The 25,218-nt window shown below is 67.4% G+C and carries 22 protein-coding genes and 1 riboswitch; of the genes, 6 read left to right on the top strand and 16 right to left on the bottom strand.

The features are described from left to right. Nucleotides 1-38: 38 nt before the first annotated feature. The 4 genes from dapD to ACZ5PO_RS19265 all read right to left on the bottom strand — a co-directional run bounded on the left by dapD (nt 39) and on the right by ACZ5PO_RS19265 (nt 3,284). Nucleotides 39-884 (bottom strand): 2,3,4,5-tetrahydropyridine-2,6-dicarboxylate N-succinyltransferase, encoded by an 846-nt coding sequence (gene dapD / locus ACZ5PO_RS19280; RefSeq protein ID WP_464196375.1) that lies wholly within the window; start codon nt 882-884, stop codon nt 39-41. 142 nt (nt 885-1,026) lie between these two features. Next, nucleotides 1,027-1,482 carry a VOC family protein gene (locus ACZ5PO_RS19275; RefSeq protein ID WP_464196373.1) on the bottom strand — a complete coding sequence of 152 codons (456 nt, stop codon included), beginning with the start codon at nt 1,480-1,482 and terminating at the stop codon, nt 1,027-1,029. A 120-nt stretch (nt 1,483-1,602) separates the two neighbouring features. Then, nucleotides 1,603-2,877, bottom strand: coding sequence for an RNA polymerase sigma factor (locus tag ACZ5PO_RS19270; protein WP_464196371.1), 1,275 nt, complete (start codon nt 2,875-2,877; stop codon nt 1,603-1,605). A gap of 35 nt (nt 2,878-2,912) precedes the next feature. Next, nucleotides 2,913-3,284, bottom strand: a complete 372-nt coding sequence (locus tag ACZ5PO_RS19265) for a YciI family protein (RefSeq protein WP_464196369.1) — start codon at nt 3,282-3,284, stop codon at nt 2,913-2,915. A gap of 299 nt (nt 3,285-3,583) precedes the next feature. On the opposite strand from ACZ5PO_RS19265, the gene ACZ5PO_RS19260 reads away from it, so the two are divergent. After that, the gene (locus ACZ5PO_RS19260) at nt 3,584-3,949 is read left to right on the top strand and encodes an MliC family protein (protein WP_464196367.1); all 366 of its coding nucleotides are present in this window, start codon (nt 3,584-3,586) and stop codon (nt 3,947-3,949) included. Between the two features lie 162 nt (nt 3,950-4,111). Then, on the top strand, nt 4,112-5,014 hold the full coding sequence (locus ACZ5PO_RS19255; RefSeq protein ID WP_464196365.1) for an alpha/beta fold hydrolase: 903 nt from the start codon (nt 4,112-4,114) through the stop codon (nt 5,012-5,014). Nucleotides 5,015-5,063: 49 nt separating this feature from the next. On the opposite strand, the gene ACZ5PO_RS19250 is transcribed toward ACZ5PO_RS19255, so the two are convergent. From ACZ5PO_RS19250 to thiC, 3 genes are read right to left on the bottom strand one after another with little or no spacing between them, the layout of a single operon-like run. Further along, entirely contained in the window at nt 5,064-5,750 is a 687-nt protein-coding gene (locus tag ACZ5PO_RS19250; protein WP_464196363.1) for a YoaK family protein, read from the bottom strand. 41 nt (nt 5,751-5,791) lie between these two features. Next, nucleotides 5,792-5,959 (bottom strand): hypothetical protein, encoded by a 168-nt coding sequence (locus ACZ5PO_RS19245; RefSeq protein WP_464196361.1) that lies wholly within the window; start codon nt 5,957-5,959, stop codon nt 5,792-5,794. A 52-nt stretch (nt 5,960-6,011) separates the two neighbouring features. Next, nucleotides 6,012-7,877, bottom strand: a complete 1,866-nt coding sequence (gene thiC, locus ACZ5PO_RS19240; protein WP_464196359.1) for a phosphomethylpyrimidine synthase ThiC — start codon at nt 7,875-7,877, stop codon at nt 6,012-6,014. Between the two features lie 187 nt (nt 7,878-8,064). Next, nucleotides 8,065-8,198: riboswitch (TPP riboswitch) on the bottom strand. A 66-nt stretch (nt 8,199-8,264) separates the two neighbouring features. On the opposite strand from thiC, the gene ACZ5PO_RS19235 reads away from it, so the two are divergent. Then, entirely contained in the window at nt 8,265-9,029 is a 765-nt protein-coding gene (locus ACZ5PO_RS19235) for an SDR family oxidoreductase (protein ID WP_464196357.1), read from the top strand. 133 nt (nt 9,030-9,162) lie between these two features. On the opposite strand, the gene ACZ5PO_RS19230 is transcribed toward ACZ5PO_RS19235, so the two are convergent. Continuing rightward, nucleotides 9,163-10,314, bottom strand: a complete 1,152-nt coding sequence (locus ACZ5PO_RS19230; RefSeq protein WP_464196922.1) for an AAA family ATPase — start codon at nt 10,312-10,314, stop codon at nt 9,163-9,165. 208 nt (nt 10,315-10,522) lie between these two features. On the opposite strand from ACZ5PO_RS19230, the gene ACZ5PO_RS19225 reads away from it, so the two are divergent. Beyond that, complete coding sequence (locus ACZ5PO_RS19225; RefSeq protein ID WP_464196355.1) at nt 10,523-12,007, top strand: MFS transporter; 1,485 nt, start codon at nt 10,523-10,525, stop codon at nt 12,005-12,007. Between the two features lie 80 nt (nt 12,008-12,087). On the opposite strand, the gene ACZ5PO_RS19220 is transcribed toward ACZ5PO_RS19225, so the two are convergent. Both ACZ5PO_RS19220 and ACZ5PO_RS19215 read right to left on the bottom strand, forming a co-directional pair. Beyond that, complete coding sequence (locus ACZ5PO_RS19220) at nt 12,088-12,960, bottom strand: class I SAM-dependent methyltransferase (protein WP_464196353.1); 873 nt, start codon at nt 12,958-12,960, stop codon at nt 12,088-12,090. A 56-nt stretch (nt 12,961-13,016) separates the two neighbouring features. Next, nucleotides 13,017-13,748, bottom strand: a complete 732-nt coding sequence (locus ACZ5PO_RS19215) for a pyrimidine 5'-nucleotidase (protein WP_464196351.1) — start codon at nt 13,746-13,748, stop codon at nt 13,017-13,019. 438 nt (nt 13,749-14,186) lie between these two features. Between ACZ5PO_RS19215 and ACZ5PO_RS19210 the strand changes: the two genes are divergently transcribed. Further along, complete coding sequence (locus ACZ5PO_RS19210; RefSeq protein ID WP_464196349.1) at nt 14,187-15,194, top strand: methyltransferase domain-containing protein; 1,008 nt, start codon at nt 14,187-14,189, stop codon at nt 15,192-15,194. A 321-nt stretch (nt 15,195-15,515) separates the two neighbouring features. Here the strand turns inward: ACZ5PO_RS19210 and ACZ5PO_RS19205 are convergent, their stop codons facing one another. Continuing rightward, nucleotides 15,516-16,412, bottom strand: a complete 897-nt coding sequence (locus ACZ5PO_RS19205; RefSeq protein WP_464196347.1) for a crotonase/enoyl-CoA hydratase family protein — start codon at nt 16,410-16,412, stop codon at nt 15,516-15,518. 152 nt (nt 16,413-16,564) lie between these two features. On the opposite strand from ACZ5PO_RS19205, the gene ACZ5PO_RS19200 reads away from it, so the two are divergent. Beyond that, entirely contained in the window at nt 16,565-17,350 is a 786-nt protein-coding gene (locus tag ACZ5PO_RS19200) for an SDR family NAD(P)-dependent oxidoreductase (RefSeq protein WP_464196345.1), read from the top strand. A 78-nt stretch (nt 17,351-17,428) separates the two neighbouring features. On the opposite strand, the gene ACZ5PO_RS19195 is transcribed toward ACZ5PO_RS19200, so the two are convergent. The 5 genes from ACZ5PO_RS19195 to ACZ5PO_RS19175 form a co-directional block, all read right to left on the bottom strand. Then, the gene (locus ACZ5PO_RS19195; protein WP_464196343.1) at nt 17,429-17,647 is read right to left on the bottom strand and encodes a hypothetical protein; all 219 of its coding nucleotides are present in this window, start codon (nt 17,645-17,647) and stop codon (nt 17,429-17,431) included. 880 nt (nt 17,648-18,527) lie between these two features. Further along, nucleotides 18,528-19,700 (bottom strand): efflux RND transporter periplasmic adaptor subunit, encoded by a 1,173-nt coding sequence (locus ACZ5PO_RS19190; protein ID WP_464196341.1) that lies wholly within the window; start codon nt 19,698-19,700, stop codon nt 18,528-18,530. Between the two features lie 217 nt (nt 19,701-19,917). Beyond that, the gene (locus ACZ5PO_RS19185; protein WP_464196339.1) at nt 19,918-23,106 is read right to left on the bottom strand and encodes an efflux RND transporter permease subunit; all 3,189 of its coding nucleotides are present in this window, start codon (nt 23,104-23,106) and stop codon (nt 19,918-19,920) included. 230 nt (nt 23,107-23,336) lie between these two features. Beyond that, entirely contained in the window at nt 23,337-24,227 is an 891-nt protein-coding gene (argB, locus tag ACZ5PO_RS19180; protein ID WP_464196337.1) for an acetylglutamate kinase, read from the bottom strand. 72 nt (nt 24,228-24,299) lie between these two features. Then, a complete protein-coding gene (locus tag ACZ5PO_RS19175) occupies nt 24,300-25,124 on the bottom strand; it encodes an alpha/beta hydrolase (protein WP_464196335.1) in 825 nt (274 codons plus the stop codon). Nucleotides 25,125-25,218 lie beyond the last annotated feature (94 nt).

Genomic DNA, 25,218 nt, shown 5'->3' with positions numbered 1-25,218 from the left:
CCAGCCCCGCGCGCCAATCGCCTCAGCAGAATCTCTGATCAGTCTCGCAGCAGCTCGTTGATCGACGTCTTCGACCGCGTCTGCGCGTCCACCTGCTTGACGATGACGGCGCAGTAGAGCGACGGCACGGGCTGGCCGCTCGGGTGCGGCTTGCCCGGCAGGCTGCCGGCGACCACCACCGAATAGGGCGGCACGCGGCCGATGTGCACCTCGCCGGTGGCCCGGTCGATGATCTTGGTGGAGGCGCCGAGGTAGACGCCCATGGACAGCACCGACCCCTCGCCGACGATCACCCCTTCGGCCACCTCAGAGCGGGCGCCGATGAAGCAGTTGTCCTCGATGATCACCGGGTTGGCTTGCAGCGGCTCCAGCACGCCGCCGATGCCGACGCCGCCGGAGAGATGGCAGTTCTTGCCGATCTGGGCGCAGGAGCCGACGGTCGTCCAGGTGTCGACCATGGTGCCCTCGTCCACGTAGGCGCCGAGGTTGACGAAGGACGGCATCAGCACCACGCCGGGCGCGATGTAGGCGCCGTGACGTACGGTGGCGCTCGGCACGGCGCGGAAGCCTGCCTCGCGGAAGGTGCCGGCGTGCCAGTCGGCGAACTTGGAGGGCACCTTGTCCCACCAGGAGCCGCCGCCCGGGCCGCCGGAGATCACGCCCATGTCGTTCAGGCGGAAGGACAGCAGCACGGCCTTCTTGAGCCACTGGTTGACGATCCATTCGTCGCCGACCTTCTCGGCGACGCGGGCGGTGCCTCGATCGAGCAGCAGCAGCGCCTCCTCGACCGCTTCGCGCACCTCTCCCGTGGTCGAAAAGCCGATCGCGTCGCGCTTGTCCCAGGCGGCGTCGATGATCGAGGCGAGATAGTCGTGACGATGCATGGCGGCCCCTCTGTGTCTGGGCGCTTGTCGTCACGAAGGCGGCGGCGAGTCAAGCGGAGAACCATGCCCGTCGCCGCCCCCGGGGCCGTCGGCCCTGGAGCGCTTCGCGATTGGGTGGAATCACCCAATCGCAAGAGAAGCGCTAGCGCACGTGCGCGCCCATGGCCCAGTGCACGCCGAAGGGATCGCGCACCTGGCCGTAGCGGTCGCCCCAGAACATCAGCTGGACCGGCAGCACGACCTCGGCGCCCGCCGCCACGGCGCGCGCAAACCAGGCGTCGATATCGTCGACCTGCAGGTGCAGGGTGTAGCCCTGGTGCTCCTTCAGCGGATGCCCGTGGTCCGGATAGGGGTCGGACAGCATGAGCGAGCCGCCATTGATGTAGAGATGGATGTGCATGGTCCGCCCCTGCTCGTCGAGCGGCTGGCGGAACACCTCCTCGGCGCCGAAGGCTCTTTTGTAGAAGTCGGCGGCCTTGTCGGCGCCGCCGACGCACAGGTACGGCGCGACGCCGCCGCGCACCTCGGCCGCCACCGGCGCCCCCTCGGGCATGGCGTCGGCGGGACAGCTGGCGGTCTGGGCAGCATTGGTCGTCATGGTCGTCATCTCCGGTCGTAGGGTGATGATGCCGGCGGCTTCGGCCGGTCGTGAACGATGAGGATCACGGCCCAAGGACGGCCGGAGGCCGCCAGAGCCGACAGACCCGAGCCACTTTTTTCAGGGTGCGGCCGGTTCGGCGGCGACGGCGTTGTCTTGCCGCATGAGCCGGTCGAGGTGCATGCGGATGTGGGCGGCTTCGGCCGCCGTGTTGGCGAGCGCGATCGCCCGGCCGAACGCCTCCCTCGCCTCCCCCGTGCGGCCGAGCTGGCTGAGCAGCGCGCCGCGCACGCCGTGAAAATGAAAATAGCCGGCGAGACGGTCCGCCAGCGGCTCGACCATGTCGAGGCCCGCCTGCGGCCCCTTGAGCTTCATCACCGCCACGGCCCGGTTGAGGGTCACCACCGGGGAGGGCTGCAGCCGCTCCAGCAGGCTGTAGAGCAGGTCGATCTCGGCCCAGTCGGTGTCTTCCGGCCGCTTGGCGCGCGCATGCAGCGCGGCGATGGCCCCCTGCACCTGGTAGGGTCCGGGCTGGCGGTGGCGCACCGCCTTGTCGATCAGCGCCAGGCCTTCGGCGATCATCTTGCCGTCCCACAGGCGCCGATCCTGGTCGTCGAGCAGGACGACGGCGCCGTCGGCGTCGAACCGCGCCGCAGCGCGGGCGTGCTGCAGCAGCATCAGGGCGGTCAGCCCCATGATCTCGGGCTCTGCCGGAAACAGGCGGAGCAGCAGCCGGGCCAACCGGATGGCCTCGTCGCAGAGCGGCGCCCGCACCTCGGCTTCGGACGCCGGGGCGGAATAGCCTTCGTTGAAGACCAGGTAGAGCATGGCGGCGACGGCGCCGAGCCGCTCCGCCCGCTCGACCGCGCCCGGCGCCTCGAACGGCACGCCGGCCTTGCCGACGCGGTTCTTGGCGCGCGTGATGCGCTGCTCCATGGCGCTGTCGCCGACCAGGAAGGCCCGTGCGATCTGCCTGACGGAAAGGCCCGACACGATCCTGAGCGCCAGCGCGATCTGCTGCGTCGCCGGTAGCTCGGGATGGCAGCAGATGAACAGCAGCCGCAGGATGTCGTCGCGGTAGTCGGCGGCGTCGAGCCCCTCGGCCATGGCGCCCTCCGCGTCGCCGAGGTCGGAAACAGCCGCCTCGTCGGGAAGCTCCGTGTGCCGGGCGCGCTTGCGCACGCCGTCGATGGCGACGTTGCGGCCGACGAAGATCAGCCAGGCGGCCGGATCGCGCGGCGGCCCGTTCTGCGGCCAGTTCTTCAGGGCCTTGAGACAGGCCTCCTGGAAGGCCTCCTCGGCCACGTCCAGATCCCGGAAATAGCGCAGCAGGGCGCCGACCGCCTGGGGGCGCGCCGCGGTCAGCGCCGCTTCGATCCAGGCCAAGTCACTCATCGAAGTCACTCATCGACGTCACTCATCGAAGGCGCTCATCCGACGGGCCCTCCGGGGCGAAACACGGACACGGGGCGGATCTCGTAGGCGCCGCCGGGGTTGGCCCGGCCCAGGTCGCGCGCGGTGTCGAGCGCTTCGTCGAGGGTGGCGCACTCGACCATGTAGAAACCGAGCAATTGCTCCTTGGTTTCGGCAAACGGCCCGTCGATGACCAGCGGCGGCTCGCGGTCCTTGCGCAGCGTCGTCGCCGCCGTCGTCGGCAGGAGACGCGCCACGGGGCCGAGGCGGCCCTGCTTGGCGAGCTTGTCCTCCACGACGCGCACCCGGGCCATGACCGCGTCATCCTGCTCCTTGCTCCAGGAGCAGACGACGTCTTCACTGTGGTAGCAGAGAATGGCGTAGAGCATGGCCGTTCACCGTCCCTTCGTTCGGGCGCATGGCATGGGCATCGGGCTGGTGCTCGCCATCGGCATGCGCCCCCGTTGCATAGCCGAGAGCGCGTTCTGACCGCAAAGCTGGTTCATACTGTTTCCGAACGTGGTCTGGCTCGAGACGTCCGGCGCGCCGCAACGGCTCGCCTTGTCCAGAAGGACGAGCGGCGACCGTGGCCGCCGACAGCGCTCCAGCAAGAAGTTCACGCCAACGCAACGCCTTGCCCGAACGGCCGCGGCGCCGCGTGGCTCCCTGCGTGCCCTGAGGAATGAGAATGGTATTCGAGATGAGATGGCGCCGCCCGCTCAGCCACGCCATCGCGGTGATCGCCTGCGCCGGCGTGCTGACAGCCGGCGGCGCGCCGGCGAGTGCGCAATCATCCCAGCCGAGCGGTCCTCCGCCCCCACCCCCGCCGGCCGTCGTCTTCATGTGCGACGACGGCACGACGATCGTCGCGCGTTTTCCGGATACGGCGACGGCGCTGCTGCAGGTGGGCGACGACCGCTACGAGCTGACGACGACGACGGCGGCCTCCGGCGTGCGCTATGCGGGCGCCGGCATCGTGTTCTGGACGCATCAGGGCGATGCGCGCTTCGAGCGCGGCGCCACCAGCACCTCGTGCAAGGGACCGGGGCACTGAGCGGCCCTGGCATCCGTGCCGCTGCCGCCGATGCGCGCGCCGCATCGCTGCCCGCCCGCTTCCGGCGGTCGCTTATCCCACTGAAATTCGTTAGGTGCGCCTGGATGGCCGAACGGCCGCCAGCCGCAACATCTGGCCGTTGCGGCGGAGGAAAGCAGACTGATGAAGCGTGAAACGATCGGCTTGAGCGACGGCACCGTGTCGCTGCTGCGGTGGGATCAGGCGGGGCCGGATGCGCCGCTGTTGCACATCGCCCATGCGACGGGCCTGAATGCCCAGAGCTATCGCCAGCTCGGCGACCGGCTGAGCGATCGTTTCCGCGTCGTCGCCGCCGATGCGCGTGGCCACGGCATGACGGAACTGCCGGCCGACCCCGCCCAGCTCACCTCGTGGATGCGTTACGTCGACGATCTCGCCGCGGTCCTGGAGACGTTCGGCGAGCCGGCCTTCCTGGTCGGCCATTCCATGGGTGCATCGGTCACGCTGATGCTGGCCGCCACCCGGCCGGACCTCGCCCGCGGCGCCGTGCTGCTCGATCCGGCGCTGGTGCCTTATGCACAGCGGGAGCAGCGGGAGCGCGACGCTCGCCTCGGCGTGCGCTTCGACGCCGAGATCGCGCGGACCGCCAGCCGGCGCCGGGCCGACTGGCCGAGCCGCGATGCCATCCGCAAGGCCTATGACGGGCGCGGCATGTTCGCCTGGTGGCGACCGGGGACGCTCGACGACTATCTGGACGGCGGCCTGCGTGTGCGTCCCGACGGCAGCGTCACTCTTGCCTGCGCGCCGGCCTGGGAGGCCGCGACCTTCAACACGGTGACGACGGAGATCTGGCGGCTCGCACCGCAGTGCCAGGTGCCCGTCGCGCTGATGCGGGCCGACATCGGCAGCACCTTCGCGGCCGCCGAGGCCGCCGCGTTGCAGCGGCTGATCCCGGACACGGTCATCGTCCACGCCAAGGGCCTGACCCACTTCCTGCCCCAGGAGGATCTGGATCTGGTCGTCGGCTTCGTCGTCGATCAATGCGTCCGCATGGAGCAAATGGAGCTGGCCGAGAGCGCTTCCTGATTGGGCGGAACCACCCGATCAGAGAGAAACGCTCCCAATTCAAGAGCGCTCACCGAGAATCTCGGCCCGCGGCAAGCGCGAGCCGCAGTTCATGGCAGGCCATCAGCCCGGTGACGATGGCGGGCCCGACGAGCGCCTGGGCAAGGCCCGCCGCCAGGAACACGGCCGCGCCCAGCGCGGCGCCGAGCGCCAGGGCGAGCCAGGCCACCGCATGCGGCAGCCAGGCGCCGAGGCCGGCGCGACCGATGAGATGCCGGGCCACGCCTTCCCCCATCGATACCAGCGTGCCGGTGACGAAGGTGGCGCCGATCTGCACGCCCGCCAGCGTGCGCCGCAGATTGTTCTGCAGCCCCATGGCGAAGGCGAGCGGCAGCAGGCGCGGCACCGAGACGCCGTGCGCGGCGACCGCGATCGCCGCCCCCGCGAGCAGCAGCGCCTCCAGGCCGAGGATCGCCGGATGGAACAAGCGCGGGCTGGCCTCGACGATCACGGCGCCGGCGGCCGCGCCGAGCGCGAACAGGCCGATCAGCGCACCGGCCGCCGCCACCCCGGCCCAATCACCGCTGGCCAGCGACACCGCGAACTGCGTGCTGTTGCCGCTCATGAACGAGACGAACAAGCCGCTCAGGGCGAGGTAGCCGAGGGCGTCGACGAAGCCCGCCACGGCGATCATCAGCAGGGGCGCCACGAAGGGCCCGGCCAGGGTGCGCTGCTGGGACGAGGAAGGGCTCGGCATGCGCCGGTGTCGCCCGCCGCGGCAGCCGGCGCAAGCGGTGGTCAGCCGAACTGCTTGATCAGGATGCGCACCGCGCCGATGCCCACCAGGACGAACACCACGACATAGCCGATCAGCCACAGCCGCCGCTCGCGCCGGCTGGTGAAGCCGTCGTCATGCTGCGGCCGGACCGGCCGCAGCTCGGAACCTCCATCACCCGTCGCGCCCATCACGGCCTTCCCGGCGACAGCGGTTGCAGCGCTTCGATCGGACGGACGCCGATCACTCCGCCGCGTCGACGTAGAGCTTGCCGCCGCCGGCGGAGAACTCCTCGCTCTTGGCCCTCATCCCCTCGATCGCCGCCCGCTCGTTGTCGCCCATGGCGGCGACCTCGGCGCGCAGGTCCTGGGTGATCTTCATGGAGCAGAATTTCGGGCCGCACATGGAGCAGAAGTGCGCCACCTTGTGCGCATCCTTGGGCAAGGTCTCGTCATGGAAGGCGCGGGCCGTGTCCGGATCGAGCGCCAGGTTGAACTGATCCTCCCAGCGGAAATCGAAGCGGGCACGAGAGAGCGCATCGTCACGCAGCTTGGCGGCGGGATGCCCCTTGGCCAGATCGGCGGCATGGGCGGCGATCTTGTAGGTGATGACGCCGGTCTTCACGTCGTCCCGGTTGGGCAGCCCCAGGTGCTCCTTGGGTGTGACATAGCAGAGCATGGCGGTGCCGTACCAGCCGATCATGGCGGCGCCGATCGCCGAGGTGATGTGGTCGTAGCCCGGCGCGATGTCGGTGGTCAGCGGCCCGAGCGTATAGAACGGCGCCTCGCCGCAGCAGGCGAGCTGCTTCTCCATGTTGACCTTGATCTTGTGCATGGGCACGTGGCCCGGCCCCTCGATCATCACCTGGCAGCCGCGGTCCCAGGCGATCTTGGTGAGCTCGCCCAGGGTCTCCAGCTCGGCGAACTGGGCGGCGTCGTTGGCATCGGCGATGGAGCCGGGACGCAGGCCGTCGCCCAGCGAGAAGGAGACGTCGTAGCGCCGCATGATCTCGCAGATCTCGTCGAAGCGCTCGTAGAGGAAGCTCTCCCTATGGTGCGACAGGCACCAGCGCGCCATGATCGAGCCGCCGCGCGAGACGATGCCGGTCACCCGGCGCGCCGTCAGCGGCACATGCGCAAGGCGCACGCCGGCGTGGATGGTGAAATAGTCGACGCCCTGCTCAGCCTGCTCGATCAGCGTGTCCTTGAACACCTCGAAGTCGAGCTTGGCCGGATCGCCGTCGACCTTCTCGAGCGCCTGGTAGATCGGCACGGTGCCGATCGGCACCGGCGAATTGCGCATGATCCAGCCGCGGATGTTGTGGATGTTGCGGCCGGTCGACAGGTCCATGACCGTGTCGGCGCCCCAGCGCGTCGCCCACACCAGCTTCTCGACCTCTTCCGCCGCCGAGGAGGTGACGGCGGAGTTGCCGATGTTGGCGTTGATCTTCACCAGGAAGTTGCGGCCGATGATGGTCGGCTCGAGCTCCGGGTGATTGATGTTCGCCGGGATGATGGCGCGGCCGCGGGCGATCTCGTCGCGCACGAACTCGGGCGTGATGAAGACCGGGATCTCGGCGCCGAAATCCTCGCCGTCGGCCCGCCGCTCCGCTGCTCCTTCCGCCATCAGCTGGCGGCCGGCGTTCTCGCGGTGGGCGACGTAGATCATCTCCTCGGTGACGATGCCGGCGCGGGCAAACTCGTACTGGGTGACGAGCTGGCCCGGCGTACCCTGGAGCACGCTCCGCTCGGCCGGGCAGCCCGGCACCAGCTTGGCGTCGGAGACGCCGCCGTTGTCCTCCGGCTTGACGGCGCGCGCAGCGACCGCGGTGAAGCCACGCTGCTCCAGCCAGGGGGCGCGGACCTGCGGCAGCCCGCGCTCCAGATCGATCGCCGCGTCAGGGTCCGTATAGATCCCCGACGTATCCGGCACGCGCACCGGCTCTTCCCCGGCCACCGGCGCCAGGGCGATCTCCCGGAACGGGACGCGGATGTCGGGCCGATCGAGCGGACTGGAATAGACCTTCTGTGAACCGGTGATCGGCCCCGTGGTCACGGCCGCCGGCCGCGCACTGGTCTGGCCTTGCGGCAGCTTGGCGTGAATCGTCATGGCACTCTCCTGCGAGAGCATTTCGGCGCGATCAGAGGTGCTCATCCGATCGCGCAGAAATGCTCCAAGTTGTTGAATCTGGAACGCTTCTCTTGCGATCGGGCGATTCCAGCCGATCGCGAAGCGCTCTCGTGGCCGGACGACGGGACAATCGACGGGGGGTGATACGAATGTGCGCGAGGATGCGGCGCCGTCACGTTCCTGTCCCTCCGCCGGTATGACCCGGATCAGGTTCGTAAGGGTCACCGCGGTGCCGGCGCTTTCAATCGTGCCAGCGAGGCGGAATCTCAGCCCCCTCTCGGGGCCCCCCTCGGAATCGATCTAGTGTGGGACCGTGGCGGGCACCTGTCAAATCGATCTTGAGCCGGTTCGTGCTATGCCTGCCCCATGTCGAATGCCTTCAGCCTGGAGGGCCGCGTGGCCCTGGTGACCGGTGCCGCCCGCGGCCTCGGCCGCGAGATCGCCCATGGGCTCGCCGAGAGCGGCGCCACCGTCGTGCTCAACGGCCGCGACGCGGCCGCCCTCGAGGCGGCGGCGGCGGCCATGCGCGCGGACGGCCGTGCCGTCGAGGCGCTCGCCTTCGACATCGCCGACCGCAGCGCTTCGGCGCGGGCCCTCGCCACGATCGTGAGCCGGTTCGACCGGCTGGACATTCTCGTCAACAACGCCGCCGTCCGCGACCGGCGGCCGCTCGACGACGTCGAGGCCGGCGCCCTCGGCCGGATGCTTCACGTCAATCTGGTGGCACCGTTCGAGCTCAGCCGCGAAGCGGCGCAGCTGATGCGGCCGCGCCGGTGGGGACGCATCGTCAACATCACATCGATCGCCGGCACGATCGCGCGGCCAGGCGATGCGCTCTACGCCACGGCGAAGGGCGGGCTCGACGCGATGACGCGGGCGCTTGCCGCCGAACTCGGCGCGCACGGCATCACCGTCAACGCGGTGGCTCCGGGCTATTTCGCCACGGAGGTCAATGAGCCCATGGTCGCCGATACGGCGACCGGCGAGTGGCTCGCCCGGCGCACGTCGCTCGGGCGCTGGGGGGCGCCGGCCGAGATCGCCGGCGCGGTCGTCTTCCTGGCGTCGCCTGCCGCCTCCTATGTGACGGGCCAGAGCCTGGCCGTCGATGGCGGCTATCTCGCCCACTTCTGACGCCGTCTGCTTGCCGGCCGGGCCGTCCGAGCGGTTTCGCCGGCGTCGTCACGGGCCCACACAATCGGCCCGAGATCTCGTTGAACGGCCGGATGGCCGGATCAAGCCCGACCATGTCGCTGATGATAAGGGATTAGCGGGCCGGCCAGGCCCAGGAGATGCGATCCAGATCGGGAATCGTCGTTTCACCGACGTCCTTCGTGAGCTCATAGACGCAAGCATCGTCGCCCCTGAGCCCGTCCACCAAGGGCTGGGCGTGCGTGACCACAATGATCTGGCAGCCCGCGGACGCCGTCTTGATCAAGTGTGCGAGCGGTTTCAGCAGCTCCGGGTGCAGGCTCGTCTCCGGCTCGTTGAGCACCACCAGAGCAGGGGGCCGCGGCGTCAGCAGCGCCGCCAGCAGAAGAAGGTATCGCAACGTGCCGTCCGATAGCTCGGCGGCGCCCAGGGTCCTGAGCAGCCCTTGCTGGTGCATGAGCAACTCGAAGTGACCGTTGCTTTCCGAAACATCGATCTGCGCGCCGGGGAAGGCGTCATCGATCGCGCTCTCCAATCCCTCAAGGTCGCCGATCTCCCTTATGGTCTGAAGCGCGGCGGCCAGGTCCGAGCCGTCCCCGCTCAGTGCCGGCGTCCGCGTCCCGACGCGGGACATCCTGGCAGGGGCCTGGGGATCCGTGCGGAAATGATCGTAGAAACGCCATCCCCGCATCCTGTCGCGCAGGATGATGATCTCCCTGAGGTCCTTGGGGTCGGACGCGTAGGTCATCATGCTTTCGTCGGGTGGAAGGTCCGTGATGACGGGCACCCTGCTGCCGCTCTGATCGAGCGTCTTGACCAGTGGACCAGCTCGCTCGGAAAAGACATTGCGACGGCTTAGGACCTCGCCGGCCCAGACGGCCTCGGCCTTGATGATGGGGTCGCGGTTGAACATGGAGCCGGCGTGCGGCGTGGGGAGACCCAGGTCGATGGCGTAGCCGTAGTCATCGGACGCCATGCCCAGCCTGAGACTGACAGGCCCCTTTCGGACCGTGCCCTGAATCTGTGCGCCGCGCTTCATCTGGCGCGAGATGCGCTCGGGTCCGGCCCACAATGTCGACGGAAGGCCGCCCTCGGCGGCGAGGGAGGAAATGACCCGCCCTTGCGCGACATCCGCCAGGAGCCGCAACGCTCGATAGAAGCTCGACTTGCCGGTTCCGTTCTGACCGGTGACGACCGTCAGGCGCCCCAGCGGAAGGACAAGATCCCGGATGGAGCGATAGCCCGATACGGCAAGCGTCCTGATCACTCTCGTGCCTCCATGGGCTTGAGCCCGCTGGAACGGCGGACGCGCCGGCACGAACGTAAGCAACCTGCCTGGATGCGCGCCAACCGTGATGGAACCGTCACGCAATTCGATCAAAGATCCGACCGGGCGCTTTCGGCTCAGGCGGAGGACTTTCGATGTCTGGCCCGGGTCGTCTTACCGCAACCATGCCTCCTCCGGACATCCTGCCATGAACATCAACGCGCCCGTGCCGGCCGAAGAGCACGCGAGACACAGGACGGTCCAGGATTACATCGACGAAAAGCCGATGTGGGCGGATGGCACGGAGGTGGTGGCGACGCCGATGACGCCGATGCAATGGCGCATCTGGAGCCTCGCCGCAGCCGGCAAGTTCTTCGAGGGCCTGGTCGTGTTCATGACCGGCGTGGCCCTGCCGCTGATCGCGCAGGAGTTCTCGATCACGCCCGCCCAGCATGGCCTGGTCGGCGCCGCGAGCCTGTTCGGCATCCTGATCGGCGCGCTGGCGCTGGGCGGCCTTTCCGACGTCTTCGGCCGCAAGTTCATGTTCATCGCCGAGATGCTGATCTTCATGGTCTTCCTCGTGTTGCTCTCGGTCAGCCCGAGCTTCCCATGGCTCATCGTCTTCCTATTCGGTGTCGGCTTCGCGCTGGGCTGCGACTACCCGACCGCGCATCTGATCATTTCCGAAAGCATTCCGAGCAACAGCCGCGGGCGCCTGGTGCTCGCCGCTTTCGGCTTCCAGGCCGTGGGCGCGCTCGCCGGCACGGTCATCGGCTACCTGATCCTGAAGAACATTACCGACGTCACCTCCTGGCGCTGGATGTACGCCACCGCGATCATCCCTGCCGCCATCGTCACGATCGGCCGCTTCTTCATCACCGAAAGCGCGCCGTGGCTGTTCGCCAAGGGCTTCGTCGACCGGGCCGAGCGTGAAATGAAGCGGCTGCTGGAGCGCGAGCCGCAGTATCCCAAGACCGTCGAGCTGTCGCGCCACCATCACCATGCGGCGCAGGCGCACGAGCCCGCGCACTACGGCGTGCTGTTCAATGCCAAGAACCGCCGCGCCACCATCCTCGCCTCGGTTCCCTGGTTCCTGCAGGATCTCGGCACCTACGGCATCGGCATCTTCACGCCGACCATCCTTGCGGCCTCGCTCGGCCACTCGGCGGCCCACGTGCGCAACCTCGCCGACCTCCTGAACAACGACATCCTGGCCGCCAAGGGCGCCGCGCTCATCGACCTGCTGCTGATCCTCGGCATTCTGTTCGCCGTCGTGCTGGCCGACCGGGTGGGCCGCATTCCGCTCCAGGTGATGGGCTTCGTCGGCTGCGCGGCGGGCCTGCTGCTGGCCTCCTTCTCGGTGGACTATACAGGGACGACCTCGACGCTGCTGATCTTCGCCGGCTTCATGCTGTTCAACTTCATGACCAACATCGGCCCCAACGCGCAGACCTACCTGCTCGCCGGCGAAGTCTTCCCGACGCGGGTGCGCGGCAAGGGCGCCGGCGCCGCCGCCGCCTTTGCCAAGTGCGGCGCGGTGCTCACGGCGTTTCTGTTCCCGATCCTGCTCGCCGACATCGGCACCAAGAACCTGCTCTACATCCTGGTCGGAACGTCGCTGCTCGGGGCCCTCGTCACCTGGCTGTGCCGCATCGAGACGACGGGGGTCAATCTGGACCAGATCGGGCGTTAGAACACTTCCTGATCGGGTGGTTCCACCCGATCGAAGAGAAATGCTCCAGGGCGAAAGGCGGCAGCTTCAGCCGCCCTGCCTCAGGCCCGCGCGGTCACCACCCAGGTGCCGGAGTCCAGGTAGACGCCGTCGGGCCCGGTGTGGGCGGCGAGCACCGCCCGCACCGCCTCGGTCACTTGCGGCGCCACCGACGGCTGCTCGCGCACGAGGCGGGCCAGCGGCCCGATATGCAGGGCCAGATGCAGTGCGCGATCGGGCGTGTGGCCACCGATCGGCTGGTCGTGCGGGACGAGCGCGACGTCGGTGAAGCCGGCGCCGACCAAGATGCCTTCGACGCGCTCCGCGTCGGCGAAGGCGAACGGGCCCGGCGCCAGCGGGTCGGTCTTCTCCGGCGGCACCGGAAACAGATCGACGGCAGCCCTGTACGGCGCCATCAGGCAGGGGTTGTCGGAGGGCTTGCGCCAGCACAGGAAGGCCAGCCGGCCGCCGGGCCGCAAGGCCGCCCGCAGATTGGCGAACGCCGCCACCGGGTCGGCGAAGAACATGACGCCGAAGCGGGAGAAGACGGCATCGAACGCGCCCTTGTCGAAGGCATGGGTCTGCGCATCGGCTTCGACGAAGTCGACGCCCGTCACCCCCGCGGCCGCTGCCCGGCGCCGCGCCACCGCGAGCATCGGCGCCGAGATGTCGAGGCCGACGACGGTGCCGCCGGGCGCGACCCGGCGGGCCAGCTGCAGCGTAGTGGCGCCGCAGCCGCAGCCCACGTCGAGGATGCGCTCCCCGGCTTGCGGCGCCAGCGCGCCGATGGCAGCGGCGCTCAGGGGAGCCAACTGCTGGTCGATGTCCTCATGCAGCGACGTCCACGACTCGGCCGCCGGCGAGGCGTTCCAGTACTCGCTCTGCTCCGCGTTCGGATTGCCGTCCGCGCCTTGGTCCGCAAGCGTATCAACCATGCTGCCCTCCCCCGTGGGGGCGCCTCCGTGCTGCGGCTCAGCGCCCCCCAGCGATGTTAGGCCTGCTTGTCGATCGCGCCCACGAGGAAATTGGCCAGGTCGTTGGTGATGTGATCGACGTGCGGCGCCACCACCGGCTCCTGCTCGAAGGCCTCGCGGAACGGATCGACCGTCTTGGGCACCACCAGCGTCGTGGTCATGCCGATCGCATGCGGCACCATCAGGTTGACGGCGATGTCCTCGAACAGCGCGGCGTGGGCCGGATCGATGCAATGCCTTTCGAGAAACAGATCGTAGGCCCGCTGCTCCGGCTTCGGCACGAAGCCGGAGGCAGCGATATCGAACACGTCCTCGAAATGGTCGCGGATGCCGAGCTTGCGGCAGACGTTTTCGGCATGCTGGCGCGAGCCGTTGGTGAGGATCAGCTTGCGGCCCTGCAATGCGGCGATGGCCTCGCCGAGCTCGGCGTTCGCCTCGAGCAGGCTGAGGTCGACCTCATGGGCGAAGGCCAGGAAGTCCTCGGGGTCGATGCCGTGCTCCGCCATCAGGCCGCGCAACGTCGTGCCGTAGCGGTGGTAGTAGTACTTCTGCAATGCCTGCGCAGAGAGGCCGTCGAGCCCGAACAGCTCGGCGACATAGAGCGTAATGCGTTGCCCGACCTGCGGCCAGACCCGCGCTTCATGCGAATAGAGCGTGTTGTCGAGGTCGAATATCCAGGTATCGACATGCGCAAATCCGCGCGGCGCGATCCCGGCCGGGTCTTGTGTCGGCTTAATCAGCTCGTTCATGCCATGCCGCCCAAAAGCGGAGGGGCGGAGATAATCCCTCCGGCGCGATCCTGCAAGGGTCGCGCTGGCGGCAGATCGAATCCCCTCGTCACGGCCACGCTTGCCGCTGCCCTGACGTCCGGCGCCGCGCGCTTGACCCGGGCGCCCCCGACACCGGCGGCTCGCCTTGCAGCCGCTGTCGACGCGGTGGGCGTCCATGGGGATGCTCGGCACCCGGCATCCGCCACACCAGCGCTATCGATAGAGGCGCCATCCTCTGCGTGCATCCGCGGGATGGCATCGGCGAGGTCGATCTGGATCGTGGCGTAGGCCATGAAGCAATCTCGGTCGTTACGCTCTGCCTCGCGTTGGACGTAGGGACGTCACAATTCGCCTTGCCAGCCATCTGATCTATCATGCTGACGTAAGGTCAACTGGGCAGTTTCAGGAGAGATACCAGTGACTCGGCTCGAACGTACGATCGGATCGATTGGGCTCACGGAAGTCGGTCTGGAGATCGGCCCGCGTGATGCGCCGCTTCTTCACAAGGGGATTCATAACGTCCGCTATGTCGACTATGCTCCCACCGAGGTGATCAAGGCCAGCCAGTTCGATCCATCGGTCAAAATCGAGAACATTGTTGACGTCGACGTTGTCTGGGGAGGTGCCCGTCTCCTGTCCGTCGTCGGCGAGCCCGTCGATTACGTTGTGGCGAGCCATGTCGTCGAGCACGTTCCCGACCTGATCGGATGGCTGATCGAAATCGCGGAGGTCCTTCGTCCCGGCGGACGGCTCGGCCTTATCATCCCCGACAAGCGCTTTACCTTCGACGCCTTGCGGCAGGTGAGCACCCTGTCGCAGGCGGTCGAAGCCCATCTGCTGCAATCGAAACGACCATCGCTCCGCCAGGTGTTCGATACGGCCTCCCTCGGGGTCGCAGTCGACCTCTCGGAGGCGTGGGCGGGACGGATCGACCCAAGCACCCGCCGGGGCGAAGTGCTCAGCCGATTGCAGCCTGCCCTTCAACTCGTCACACGGCTTCACGCAGAGCCGCGCTACAACGACGCCCACTGTTGGGTCTTCACGCCCGCGAGCTTCCTCGATCTCGCCGAGGAGTGCGCCACGGTTGGTCTCTTCCCCTTCGTAGTCGCGGACTTTGAGCCGACACGCCGCGGCACCCTGGAATTCCTGGTGCGGCTCGAACGGCCGGACAACGCATCGGACGAGGCTATCTTCAGGTCCATCGAGGCGGCCCGTGCACGGCTTGTCACGGCCCCCGGACCGGATGCGCCAAGGACAGATGCCGAAAGAGCCCATGCCGAACAAGAGAAGCGACAGGTGACCGAGCTCGCCCAGGCGGAGATCGAGCACCTCAGGAGGCATATCGCTGCGCTGGAAGCATCGACCTCCTGGAAGGTGACGGCGCCACTCCGGACGGTGGGACGCTTGCTGAACCGCAGGGGCTAGAGCGAGATGATTTTTCCTCGAACCATCATCTCGCCTAAGTCATTCTTTAAGCATGATCTTTTCCAAAATCCGGCGTCCAATTTTTGGGATCACGCTCTAGATGTGAGCGCTTTGCGATTGGGTGGACTCACCCAATCGCGAGAAAGCGCTTCAGCTTCAAAAGGCTATGAGCATTTCGCCATTGGACGGCGATCATCCAAGGGCAGAGAAATGCCCGTAACTTTTTGAATCCGGAGCACTTCTTCCGAGCGACGCGAGGCCACGCGTGCACCCGACGCGTCGGGTGCACGCTGCAAGACGACGGCGCGTCGGGGCACCACGTCAGCGATATTTGGGCTCGTCGTACCAGGGGAAGTAAGGCGGCATGTCGCTCGACACCTTGTCGGTGAAGTTCGGCGGCCGCTTCTCGAGGAACGACGTCACGCCCTCCTTCACGTCGTTGCTCTTGCCCCGGTAGAAGATGCCGCGGCTGTCGACGCGGTGCGCCTCCATCGGATGGTCGGCACCCAGCATGCGCCACATCATCTGGCGCATCAGGGCGATCGAGACCGGTGCCGTCTTCTGCGTGTACTCCAGGGCGAGCGCACGCGCGGTAGGGAGCAGGTCGTCCTTGGGCACGACGCGCTTGACGAGCCCGCCCTCGAGCGCCTCCTGGGCGGAGAAGACGCGGCCGGAATAGGCCCAGTCCGCCGCCTGCTGGATGCCCACCAGGCGCGGCAGGAACCAGCTCGAGCAGGCCTCCATGACGATGCCGCGCTGGGAGAAGACGAAGCCGAAGCGGGCCTCCTCCGAGGCGATGCGGATATCCATGGGCAGCTGCATAGTGGCGCCGATGCCGACCGCCGGGCCGTTCACGGCGGCGATGACCGGCTTCAGGCTGTTGAAGATGCGCAAGGTCACGCGGCCGCCGCCGTCGCGAGCCGCCTCGTGCGAGACGTCGGGCTGGCCGTCCGCCCCGAGCGGGATCGGCTCCCGGTCCTCGCGCGAATTGCGGTCGAAGGTGGCGCCGCCCGCCGCCAGATCGGCGCCGGCACAGAAGCCGCGACCAGCGCCGGTGATGATGACCGCCTTGACGGCGTCATCTGCGTCCGACTTGTCGAAGGCGTCGATCATTTCGTGCATCATCTCGCCCGTGAAGGCGTTGAGCCGGTCCGGCCGGTTCAGCGTCAGCGTCAGGATGCCGTCCGACAGGTCGGTCTGGATCGTGGAGTAGGCCATGCTCTTCCCTGCGTTTTCCCCCGCCGCACCAGGCGGCTTCCCGGCTGTTTTTGGCAGATCAAGCGTTAGATAGGAAGGCTTCCGTGGCCTTGCCGGTCGTGGTAGCTGCGCGGCAAGCTCATGACTGAAGACCGGCAATCGGGGAGGACCACATGAACAGCGATTTCGATCTGAGCGGCCGCGTGGCCGTGATCACGGGCGGCAACGGCGGCATCGGCCTGGGTATGGCCGACGCGCTGGTGCGCGCCGGCTGCACCGTCTCGATCTGGGGCCGCAACGCGGAGAAGAACCAGGCGGCCCTGGCGCAGCTCGTGGCGCACAAGGCCGGCAAGGCCGAGGCGCGCGTCTGCGACGTGACCAGCCGTGCCGCCATCGAGGACGCCATGAAGGCGACGCTGGACGCGCACGGTCGCGTCGACGGCTGCTTCGCCAACGCCGGCATCGGCGGCGGTGGCCGCCGCCCCTTCATCGAGCGCACCGAGGAGGAGTGGCGCACGATGTTCCAGACCAACCTGGACGGCGTCTTCCATGTCTTCCAGGTGGCGGCCAGGCACATGGTCGAGCGCGCCAAGGCCGGCGACCCGTTCGGCCGGCTGGTGCCGACATCGAGCCTCGCCACCGTCTTCGGCACCGCCCAGAACGAGCACTACGCGGCGACCAAGAGCGCCCTCCTCGCCGTGACGCGGGCGCTGGCCGTCGAGCTGGCGCGGTACGGCATCACGGCCAACTCGATCCTGCCCGGCTGGGTGAAGAGCGAGATGACGGCCGGCCCGATCGGCAACGACAAGTTCGTGAGCGCCGTGCTGCCGCGCATTCCCATGCGCCGCTTCGGCGAGCCGTCCGACATCGGCGGCATCGCCGTCTACCTGATGAGCAAGGCCTCGTCCTACCACACCGCCGATACCTTCCTGATCGACGGCGGCTACGCGGCGTTCTAGATCCCTTCGTGGCGCTGGCCTACGACAGGGCAAAGCGCGAACAGCCCCCCGCCACCACGAGGTGGCGGGTCTCCCGTCTCAAGGCGATTCGGTCGCTTCGATCGACTGTCTCAGCGCGACCAACGCGATCTCGCCCGCGGCTCTCGCTCCTCTCTCGGTCTCGAACTGCGGGCCCACGGTCAACGGCAGCGCAAAAGACCGCCGGCGAAGCTCGTAGTGAAAGCCGTAGAGATCCCTAAGCACGAGCAGGACAATATCTTCCGAGCTGAATGGGAGCTTTTTCATACGGGTTAACATGGGGAACACCTGTTGAAATGATAGGGGGTCCGCAGCCGCGGAGCCCCGTGCCGGCCCCCTTCACAAGCCGCATCGCCTCATCTCGCCCCCTGCGCCATCACGAATTCGGCGCTCTCGGTGTCGAAGCACCTCAAGCCCGGTGTCCACACCAGATCGACGGGCGCAGACCGACTGAGCGGCTCGTTCTCTACAGCCAAGGATTGATGGACATTGCGTGGGCGCCCGAACGTGAGCCGACATTACACATTTTTACACGATATGATCGGCAATTTAGTATAACTCTAAAAAGAAAACCCGCCCCGCCGTCACGTTCCCGCTAGCAGGACCTTCTCATCGGCGAAATAATTTTCGCCGGCGTTGCCTGAATTCATGTTAGGGTGACGGTGCCATGATAGAAAAAGCCCGCAAACGCTATGCCTTAGGATTATGCTTGTTAGCCGCTTCAACCATGCTTGGCTCGGTTTGCCTTGCGAAAGCGCAGCGCAATGCTCCCTCGCCTTCGCAGCCTATGGACCAGGAGCCTGGCCGCGCCGACATGGATGCCCTCCTGAAGCGCAACCGTGCCAGACAAGCGGAAGAAGAGCGCATCTTTGAGAAACGAGCTGCTGAATTGAAGCGGGCCACAAGTGGGGTTTGCTCAAATTGCTAGGTCACATGACCTAGACTAAGACGAACGTGACCGTCCGTCCGCGTGCCCATGGCTGCAATGCAGATGGGGAACGCCGGCCGATGGCCTGTTCGAATGTTGCCCAACAGGACGTCTTCGTCCCCTCAAGCTGAAACGCTTCTCTTGTGATTGGATGAGTCCAACCAATCACGAAGCGATTTAGCCGGCCAAGCCCGCGACGGCGGAAACGGGCAGATGACGGCCCGCAGCGCTTCAGCTCTTCTTGCTGGCGGCGGCCGTAGGCTCGGGCGCAGTCTTGGTGGCAACGCGCACCTTGTCGCCCGTCGCCATCGTCTCCAGCGGCCCGTTGACGATGCGATCGGTCGCGGAGATGCCCGAGAGAATCTCCACGTCAGCGCCGATGTCCTGCCCGATCTGCACCGGCTTCAGCACGATCTTGTCATTGACGTCGACCGTCGCCACGCGGATGCCGCGCTCGCCGAAGATCAGCGCCGTCGCCGGCACGCGCAGCGCGTTGGGATCCGGACTGATGTGGAAGTGGACCTCGGCGTAGGTGCCAGGCCACAGCTTGCCGTCGGGATTGTCCGCCTCGAGCTGCACCAGCGCCGTACGCGACTCCTGCGTGATCGCGTTGGACGTCCGCACCAGCGTCGCCTCGAAGTGCTGGCCCGGGTACTGGATGAGGTCGAGCGTCGCCTTGGTGCCCGGCTTCAGCCCGGCCACATAAGCCTGCGGCACGCGCACGTAGGCACGCACCTTGCGGATGTCGGCGACCTGGAACAGGGCGGAGCCCGTCGTGCCTCCCGCGTTCACCAGCGCGCCGATGTCGAGCGACCGCACGGTGACGACGCCGTCGAAGGGGGCGACGAGGGACTTGAAGGCGACCAGCGCCTCGATGCGGGCGAGATTGGCCCGGGCGGAGTCCAGCGTCGCCTTCTTGGCGCGGGCGTCGCCCATCTTCTCGTCGTCGGTCTGCTGCGAGACGATCTGGCGGCCGACGAGGGCGTGGTAGCGCTTCGCCGTGGCGTCGGCCAGGACATAGTTGGCTTCCGAGGTGGCGACGTCGAACTTGGCCTGGGCATATTGCTGGTCGAGCTCCGGCGTATCGATCGTGGCCAGCACGTCGCCCTTCTTCACCCGGTCGCCGATGTCCTTGTAGAAGGCCTTCACGTAGCCACTGGCCCGGGCGTAGATCGGTGCCGAGGAGAACGCCTGGATATCGCCGGGCAGGATGAGCTCCTGGGCACCGCTGCCACGCTGCGGCGCCACCAGCTCGACCGAGGGCACGGCCTGCTCCCGGGTCCAGCCGGCGAGCTCCTGCTCCGTCTTGGCGCGCCCGCGGATGCCGCTGACGGCCACCACCGCCGCACCGGCAATCACCGCAACGCCGACCAGCAACAGGCGCCGCGGCCTCGGCTCGCGCACTTTGGGCTCGTGGTTTCCGGATTCCTGGTTCCCGGACTCGTGGGCCACGGACTCTTGAGTCTCCGGCGCTCGGGCCTCGGACTCGCGACGTTCAGGCGCGCGGGTTTCGTCCAGCTTCATTTCGTCCGAAGACATTGAAGGCTCCATGGCGGCAGCGACGCAGGCGGGGCGGCCGCCGTGCCGTTCGATCCGGTGCCCGTGCCGATGCGTCGACGCGTCATGCCGGCGCCGCGCCATCGGCGAGGCTGGGCTGCGCCGCGGTTGTCTTGGCGTGATCACGAGCGTGGACGAGACTGAACAGGGCCGGCACGAAAAACAAGGTGGCGAAGGTCGCGAAGACGAGGCCGCCGATGACGGCGCGCCCAAGGGGCGCATTCTGGCCCGGCTCGATGGCCATCGGCGCCATGCCGATGATCATCGCCAGGGCCGTCATCAGCACCGGACGAAACCGGGTCGAGCCCGCGGCGAGCGCCGCCTGGAAGGATGTCATTCCGGCCGCCAGCTGCTCGCGCGCGAAGCTGATCACCAGGATCGAGTTGGCGGTGGCCACGCCCATGCACATGATGGCCCCGGTCAACGCCGGCACGGACAGCGTCGTACCCGTTCCGAACAGTATCCAGACGATGCCGGCGAGCGCCGTCGGCAGCGCCAGGACGATGACGAAGGGATCGAGCCAGGACTGGAAGTTGACGACGATCAGCAGGTAGATCAGCACGATGGCGAAACCGATGCCGATGAACAGCTGCTGATAGGCCGACAGCATTGTCGCCACCTGGCCGCGCAGCACCATGCGCGAGCCGCGCGGCAGCTGCGGCGTCATCTCGTCCATGATCTTGCGGACGTCGGAGGCGATGGCGCCGAGGTCGCGCACTGTCGGCGTGCCGTAGATGTCGATGACGGGCTGGATGTTGTAGTGGCTGATCACCGCGTTCGACGAGGTCGGCTCGAAACGGGCCAGGCCGCCGAGCAGCTGTGAGTTGCCGTTGGCCGCGAGCGGCAGGTTGCGCAGGCCCTCGAGCCTGTCCATGGCGTATTGCGGCGTCTGGATCGACACCGGGTAGGAGACCTGGTTGTCGGGATTGAGCCAGTAGATCGGGTTGGTCTGGCTGCTCCCCGCCAGCGTCTGCAGCATGCTGGTGGCGGCGTTCTGCTCGGTGAGACCGACCAGGCCGGCGAGCGTGCGGTTGAAGCCGACGTAGAGAGTCGGCTGCTGGAAGGCCTGCTGCACCCGCACGTCGGCGAGTCCCGTCACCATGCGCATGCGCGCCGCAAGGGTGTTGGCGAAGGCGCGGTTGGCCTCCAGATTGGGGCCGGAGATCTGCAGGTCGATCGGCGCCGGAGAGCCGAAGTTGAGGATCTGCGAGACGATGTCGGCCGGCAGGAACGAGAACACCGTGCCTGGGAACTGCCGCGGCAGCAGCTCGCGCAGGGCGCGCACATAGTCGGCCGTGGGGCCGTGGTCCTCGTTCATGCTGATGAGGATATCGGCATCGCCGACCCCGATCGTGCCGGAGTTGCCGTAGGCGACATTGATGCCGCTGATCGGCAGCCCGATGTTGGAGACGATGCTGCGCAGCTCGGCCGGCGGGATGACCGAGCGGATCGCCTCCTCGATACGGGTGCTGAGCGCCGTCGTCGCTTCGAGCCGCGTGCCCGTCTGGGCCCGGATGTGCAGCTTGATCTCGCCGGAATCGATATCGGGAAAGAAGTTCGACCCGAGGAAGGGCACCAGGCCGAAGGAACCGCCCGCGACGATGAGGAAGCCGGCGATCAGCCAGACGCGCTTGCGCAAGCCCAGGTGCAGCAGCCCGACATAGCTGCTGCGGATCGCCTCGAAGCCCCGCTCGAAGCCGCGCTGGAAGGCGACGAGCGGGTTGCGGCTGGGCTTCGCCGACCCCTCGCCGCCATGGGCCCCGTGGTGGACCTGATTCCTGAGCAGGAAGTTCGCCATGGTCGGCACCAGCGTGCGCGACAGGATGTAGGAGGCGATCATGGCGAAGACGACGGCCTCGGCTAGCGGCCGGAACAGGTAGCCCGCCACGCCGCCGAGGCCGAACATCGGCACGAAGGCGATGCAGATGCAGAGCAGGGACACGGTCGCCGGCACGACGATCTGCTGGGCGCCGTCGAGGATGGCCGTCTCGATCGGCTTACCCTGCTCCAGGTGCCAGTTGATGTTCTCGATGGTCACCGTCGCATCGTCGACCAGGATGCCGACCGCGAGCGCCAAGCCGCCGAGCGTCATCACGTTGATGGTCTCGCCCAGCATCGACAGCACGGTGACCGAGGCCAGGATGGCGAGCGGGATCGACACCGTGATGATCAAGGTGGAGCGCCAGCTGCCCAGGAAGATCAGGATCATCAGCCCGGTCAGCGCCGCGGCGATGACGCCTTCACGGATGACGCCGGACACCGCCTCCTGGACGAACGCCGACTGGTCGCCGACCAGCCTGAGGTCGAGCCCCGGCGGCAGGATCTCCTTGACCGCCGGCAGCGCCGCCTTGATGCCGGAGATGATGTCGAGCGTCGACGCCGATCCCGTCTTCAGGATCGACATGAGCACGCCCTTCTGGCCGTCGAGCTGCACCACGTTCATCTGCGGCGGAGCGGCGTCGTGGACGTTGGCCACATCGCGCATGTAGACGACGGTGCCGTTGACCACCTTGATCGGCAGATCCCTGAACTCGACCAGCCGCTTGGGCGCGTCGTTGAGGCTGATGGTGTACTCGAACTTGCCGATCTTCTGGGTGCCGACGGGCGTGATCAGGTTCTGCACCGTCAGCGCCTGCACCACGTCCTGGGCGGCGAGGCCGTAGGAGCGCAGGGCGCGCTGGTCCAGGTCGATCTGCATCTGCCGGCTCTTGCCGCCGTACGGATACGGGATCGCGGCGCCGGGAACGGTGACGAGCGGCGGCCGGATGACGTTGAGCGCCGTGTCGGCCAGGCGCTGCTCCGACAGCGTCTTGCTCGACAGCGCCACCTGCAGGATCGGCACGCTCGAGGCGCTGAAGTTGAGGATGATCGGCGGCGTGATGCCGGCCGGCATCTGCTTCAGCACCGTCTGCGAGATCGCCGTGACCTGAGCGTTCGCCGTGTTGATGTTGACGTTGGGCTGGAAGAAGATCTTGACGATGCCGTAACCGGCGAGCGATTGCGACTCGATATGCTCGATGTCGTTGACGGTGGTCGTCAGCGACCGTTCATAGACCGAGATGATGCGGCCGGACATCTCGTCCGGCGGCAGGCCGGTGTAGCTCCACACCGCCGCGATGACCGGGATCTTGATATCGGGAAAGATGTCGGTCGGCGTGCGCAGCGCCGCCATGACGCCGAAGATCATGATCAGCATGGCCATCACGACGAACGTGTAGGGCCGTGCAAGGGCTAGCCGGACGATTCCGATCATCGGCGCTCGGGCCTCCGCGCACAGGAGAGCGGGCCTGGCCGCCGCAGAGGATGCATCGGCGGCCCGCGCTCGCTGTCCGACGACAGCCGAGGACCGACCACCGTCGGCCCTCTATGGCGCCCACAACTGCGGCGTTGCAACGGCGAAGCTGCCCGCATTCGGCAGGCGAGCCTATCCCTCAGCGCATGGCTCACGCTGCCGGCGGGTCGCGGACCCGCGGCTGGCGCCCGTTACTTGCGGATCAGCGTGCCGGCACCGTGGTCGGTGAGGAGCTCGAGCAGGCAGGCGTGCGGCACCTTTCCGTCGAGGATGACGACGGCTTCCACGCCCTGCTCCAGCGCGTAGATGCAGGTCTCGACCTTGGGGATCATGCCGGCGGTGATGGTGCCGTCGGCGATCAGCTCGCGGCACTGCTCGACCGTGAGCTCCGGCAGCAGCTTCTTGTTCTTGTCGAGCACGCCCGGCACGTCGGTGAGCAGCAGGAGGCGCTTGGCACGCATGGCCCCGGCGATGGCGCCGGCGAAGGTGTCCGCGTTGATGTTGTAGGTCGCGCCATCCTCGCCGACCGCGACCGGCGCCAGCACCGGCGTCAGCTCCGCTGCCAGCACCGCATCGAGGACGGCGCGGTTGACCCGCTCCGGCTCGCCGACGAAGCCCAGGTCCACGTGTCGCTCGATGTTCGAATCCGGATCGACCGTGGTGCGCGTCACCTTGCGCGCGATCACCATGCTGCCGTCCTTGCCGCACAGGCCGATCGCCTTGCCGCCCTCGGCGGAGATGGTGCCGACGATCTGCTTGTTGATGGAGCCGGCGAGCACCATCTCGACCACCTCGACCGTCGCCTTGTCGGTGACGCGCAGGCCGTCGGCGAACTCCGACTTGATGCCGAGCTTGTCCAGCATGGCGCCGATCTGCGGGCCGCCGCCATGCACCACGATCGGCTTCACGCCCGCCTGCTCCAGCAGCACGATGTCCTCGGCGAAATCCTCGGCCGCCGCCGGATCGCCCATGGCGTGCCCGCCGTACTTGACCACCACGATCTCCTGGTCGTAGCGCTGCATGTGCGGCAGCGCCTGCACGAGGATCTCGGCGCGGGTGAAGATGTCGGGAAGGTCGGTCATGGCGCCTGCCGGAATTGGCCTTTCGGTCGGGCGGTTCTAGAACGGCAAAGGCGCGGGGGGAAGCCGCTTTCGCTACCCCTCCGATCTGACGGACGAGGCGGGCCGACTCGGTAAAGTTCTCAGGAATTCGGACAGCCGCTCACGGTAGCCGCCTGAGTCAACCGTATGGCTGTCGCAGTGGCCGCCACCGTCGACGAGCCATGTCTGCGCCGCGCTCCCGGCACGTGCCGCAAGGTCGACCGCATGGTGGATGGGAACGATCGAATCGTCCTTACCGTGGATAATGAGGATCGGATGTTCGGTCGAGATCTTTGCAATGGGATCTTCCAGCCGGGAAAGGCCGAGCCTCATCTTTGTGATCCACATCACAAAGCGAGCGAAGCTATCGGCAACGGCAGGGCTGGCCAATCCCAGTTCCGTGAGACGGCGCAGCGTCCCATCCCTTACGAAGGTACCGACGCTCGCAAGCGCGCTGTCGGACACCACGCCGGCGACGATCGGGTTCCCCGCAGACGCGAGGATGGCGGCCGATGCACCAAGCGAACAGCCCATGAGAACAATGCGTTCATAGCCCAGGCTGTGCAGGACGTCCGTCGCCGTTCGTGCGTCCTCCGCCTCCCGCATGGCGAGCCCCGTTCCGGCGCCACTGCCGTCGCTGAGCCCGTTCTCGCGCAGATCGTACGAGGCGACTGCCGCCCCGGCTTGGTGGAGCATTGGGAGCAGAGGCAGCACGGAGCGGCGGTCGCCTCCACGCCCGTGAAGATAGATGACGGCGATGCGCTTGGAGCGATCAGGCGCCGGAACGAGCCAACCGCGTATCCACGTGCCATCCTTCGCCTCTACCTGGCTTTCTTCGAAAGCCAGTCCGGCGACCGTGAGCGGCGTCTCCTTATACACAAAGCCGGGTGGAAATGGATGGCTATACTCTGGAGGATTCGTCAGCCGCCATGACGTCCTCACGGCTGCTCCCGTTACGAGCGCTGCGGCGGTC

This window comes from Chelatococcus sp. KU-N122 (assembly GCF_055391085.1).
This window is presented reverse-complemented; position numbering and strand designations above follow the sequence as displayed.

Excerpts from the sequence above, each read along its gene's own strand:
- dapD (WP_464196375.1), bottom strand. The coding sequence starts at position 884 with ATGCATCGTCACGACTATCTCGCCTCGATCATCGACGCCGCCTGGGAC.
- ACZ5PO_RS19275 (WP_464196373.1), bottom strand. The coding sequence starts at position 1,482 with ATGACGACCAATGCTGCCCAGACCGCCAGCTGTCCCGCCGACGCCATG.
- ACZ5PO_RS19270 (WP_464196371.1), bottom strand. The coding sequence starts at position 2,877 with ATGAGTGACTTGGCCTGGATCGAAGCGGCGCTGACCGCGGCGCGCCCC.
- ACZ5PO_RS19265 (WP_464196369.1), bottom strand. The coding sequence starts at position 3,284 with ATGCTCTACGCCATTCTCTGCTACCACAGTGAAGACGTCGTCTGCTCC.
- ACZ5PO_RS19260 (WP_464196367.1), top strand. The coding sequence starts at position 3,584 with ATGGTATTCGAGATGAGATGGCGCCGCCCGCTCAGCCACGCCATCGCG.
- ACZ5PO_RS19255 (WP_464196365.1), top strand. The coding sequence starts at position 4,112 with ATGAAGCGTGAAACGATCGGCTTGAGCGACGGCACCGTGTCGCTGCTG.
- ACZ5PO_RS19250 (WP_464196363.1), bottom strand. The coding sequence starts at position 5,750 with ATGCCGAGCCCTTCCTCGTCCCAGCAGCGCACCCTGGCCGGGCCCTTC.
- ACZ5PO_RS19245 (WP_464196361.1), bottom strand. The coding sequence starts at position 5,959 with ATGGGCGCGACGGGTGATGGAGGTTCCGAGCTGCGGCCGGTCCGGCCG.
- thiC (WP_464196359.1), bottom strand. The coding sequence starts at position 7,877 with ATGACGATTCACGCCAAGCTGCCGCAAGGCCAGACCAGTGCGCGGCCG.
- ACZ5PO_RS19235 (WP_464196357.1), top strand. The coding sequence starts at position 8,265 with ATGTCGAATGCCTTCAGCCTGGAGGGCCGCGTGGCCCTGGTGACCGGT.
- ACZ5PO_RS19225 (WP_464196355.1), top strand. The coding sequence starts at position 10,523 with ATGAACATCAACGCGCCCGTGCCGGCCGAAGAGCACGCGAGACACAGG.
- ACZ5PO_RS19220 (WP_464196353.1), bottom strand. The coding sequence starts at position 12,960 with ATGGTTGATACGCTTGCGGACCAAGGCGCGGACGGCAATCCGAACGCG.
- ACZ5PO_RS19215 (WP_464196351.1), bottom strand. The coding sequence starts at position 13,748 with ATGAACGAGCTGATTAAGCCGACACAAGACCCGGCCGGGATCGCGCCG.
- ACZ5PO_RS19205 (WP_464196347.1), bottom strand. The coding sequence starts at position 16,412 with ATGGCCTACTCCACGATCCAGACCGACCTGTCGGACGGCATCCTGACG.
- ACZ5PO_RS19200 (WP_464196345.1), top strand. The coding sequence starts at position 16,565 with ATGAACAGCGATTTCGATCTGAGCGGCCGCGTGGCCGTGATCACGGGC.
- ACZ5PO_RS19195 (WP_464196343.1), bottom strand. The coding sequence starts at position 17,647 with ATGTTAACCCGTATGAAAAAGCTCCCATTCAGCTCGGAAGATATTGTC.
- ACZ5PO_RS19185 (WP_464196339.1), bottom strand. The coding sequence starts at position 23,106 with ATGATCGGAATCGTCCGGCTAGCCCTTGCACGGCCCTACACGTTCGTC.
- argB (WP_464196337.1), bottom strand. The coding sequence starts at position 24,227 with ATGACCGACCTTCCCGACATCTTCACCCGCGCCGAGATCCTCGTGCAG.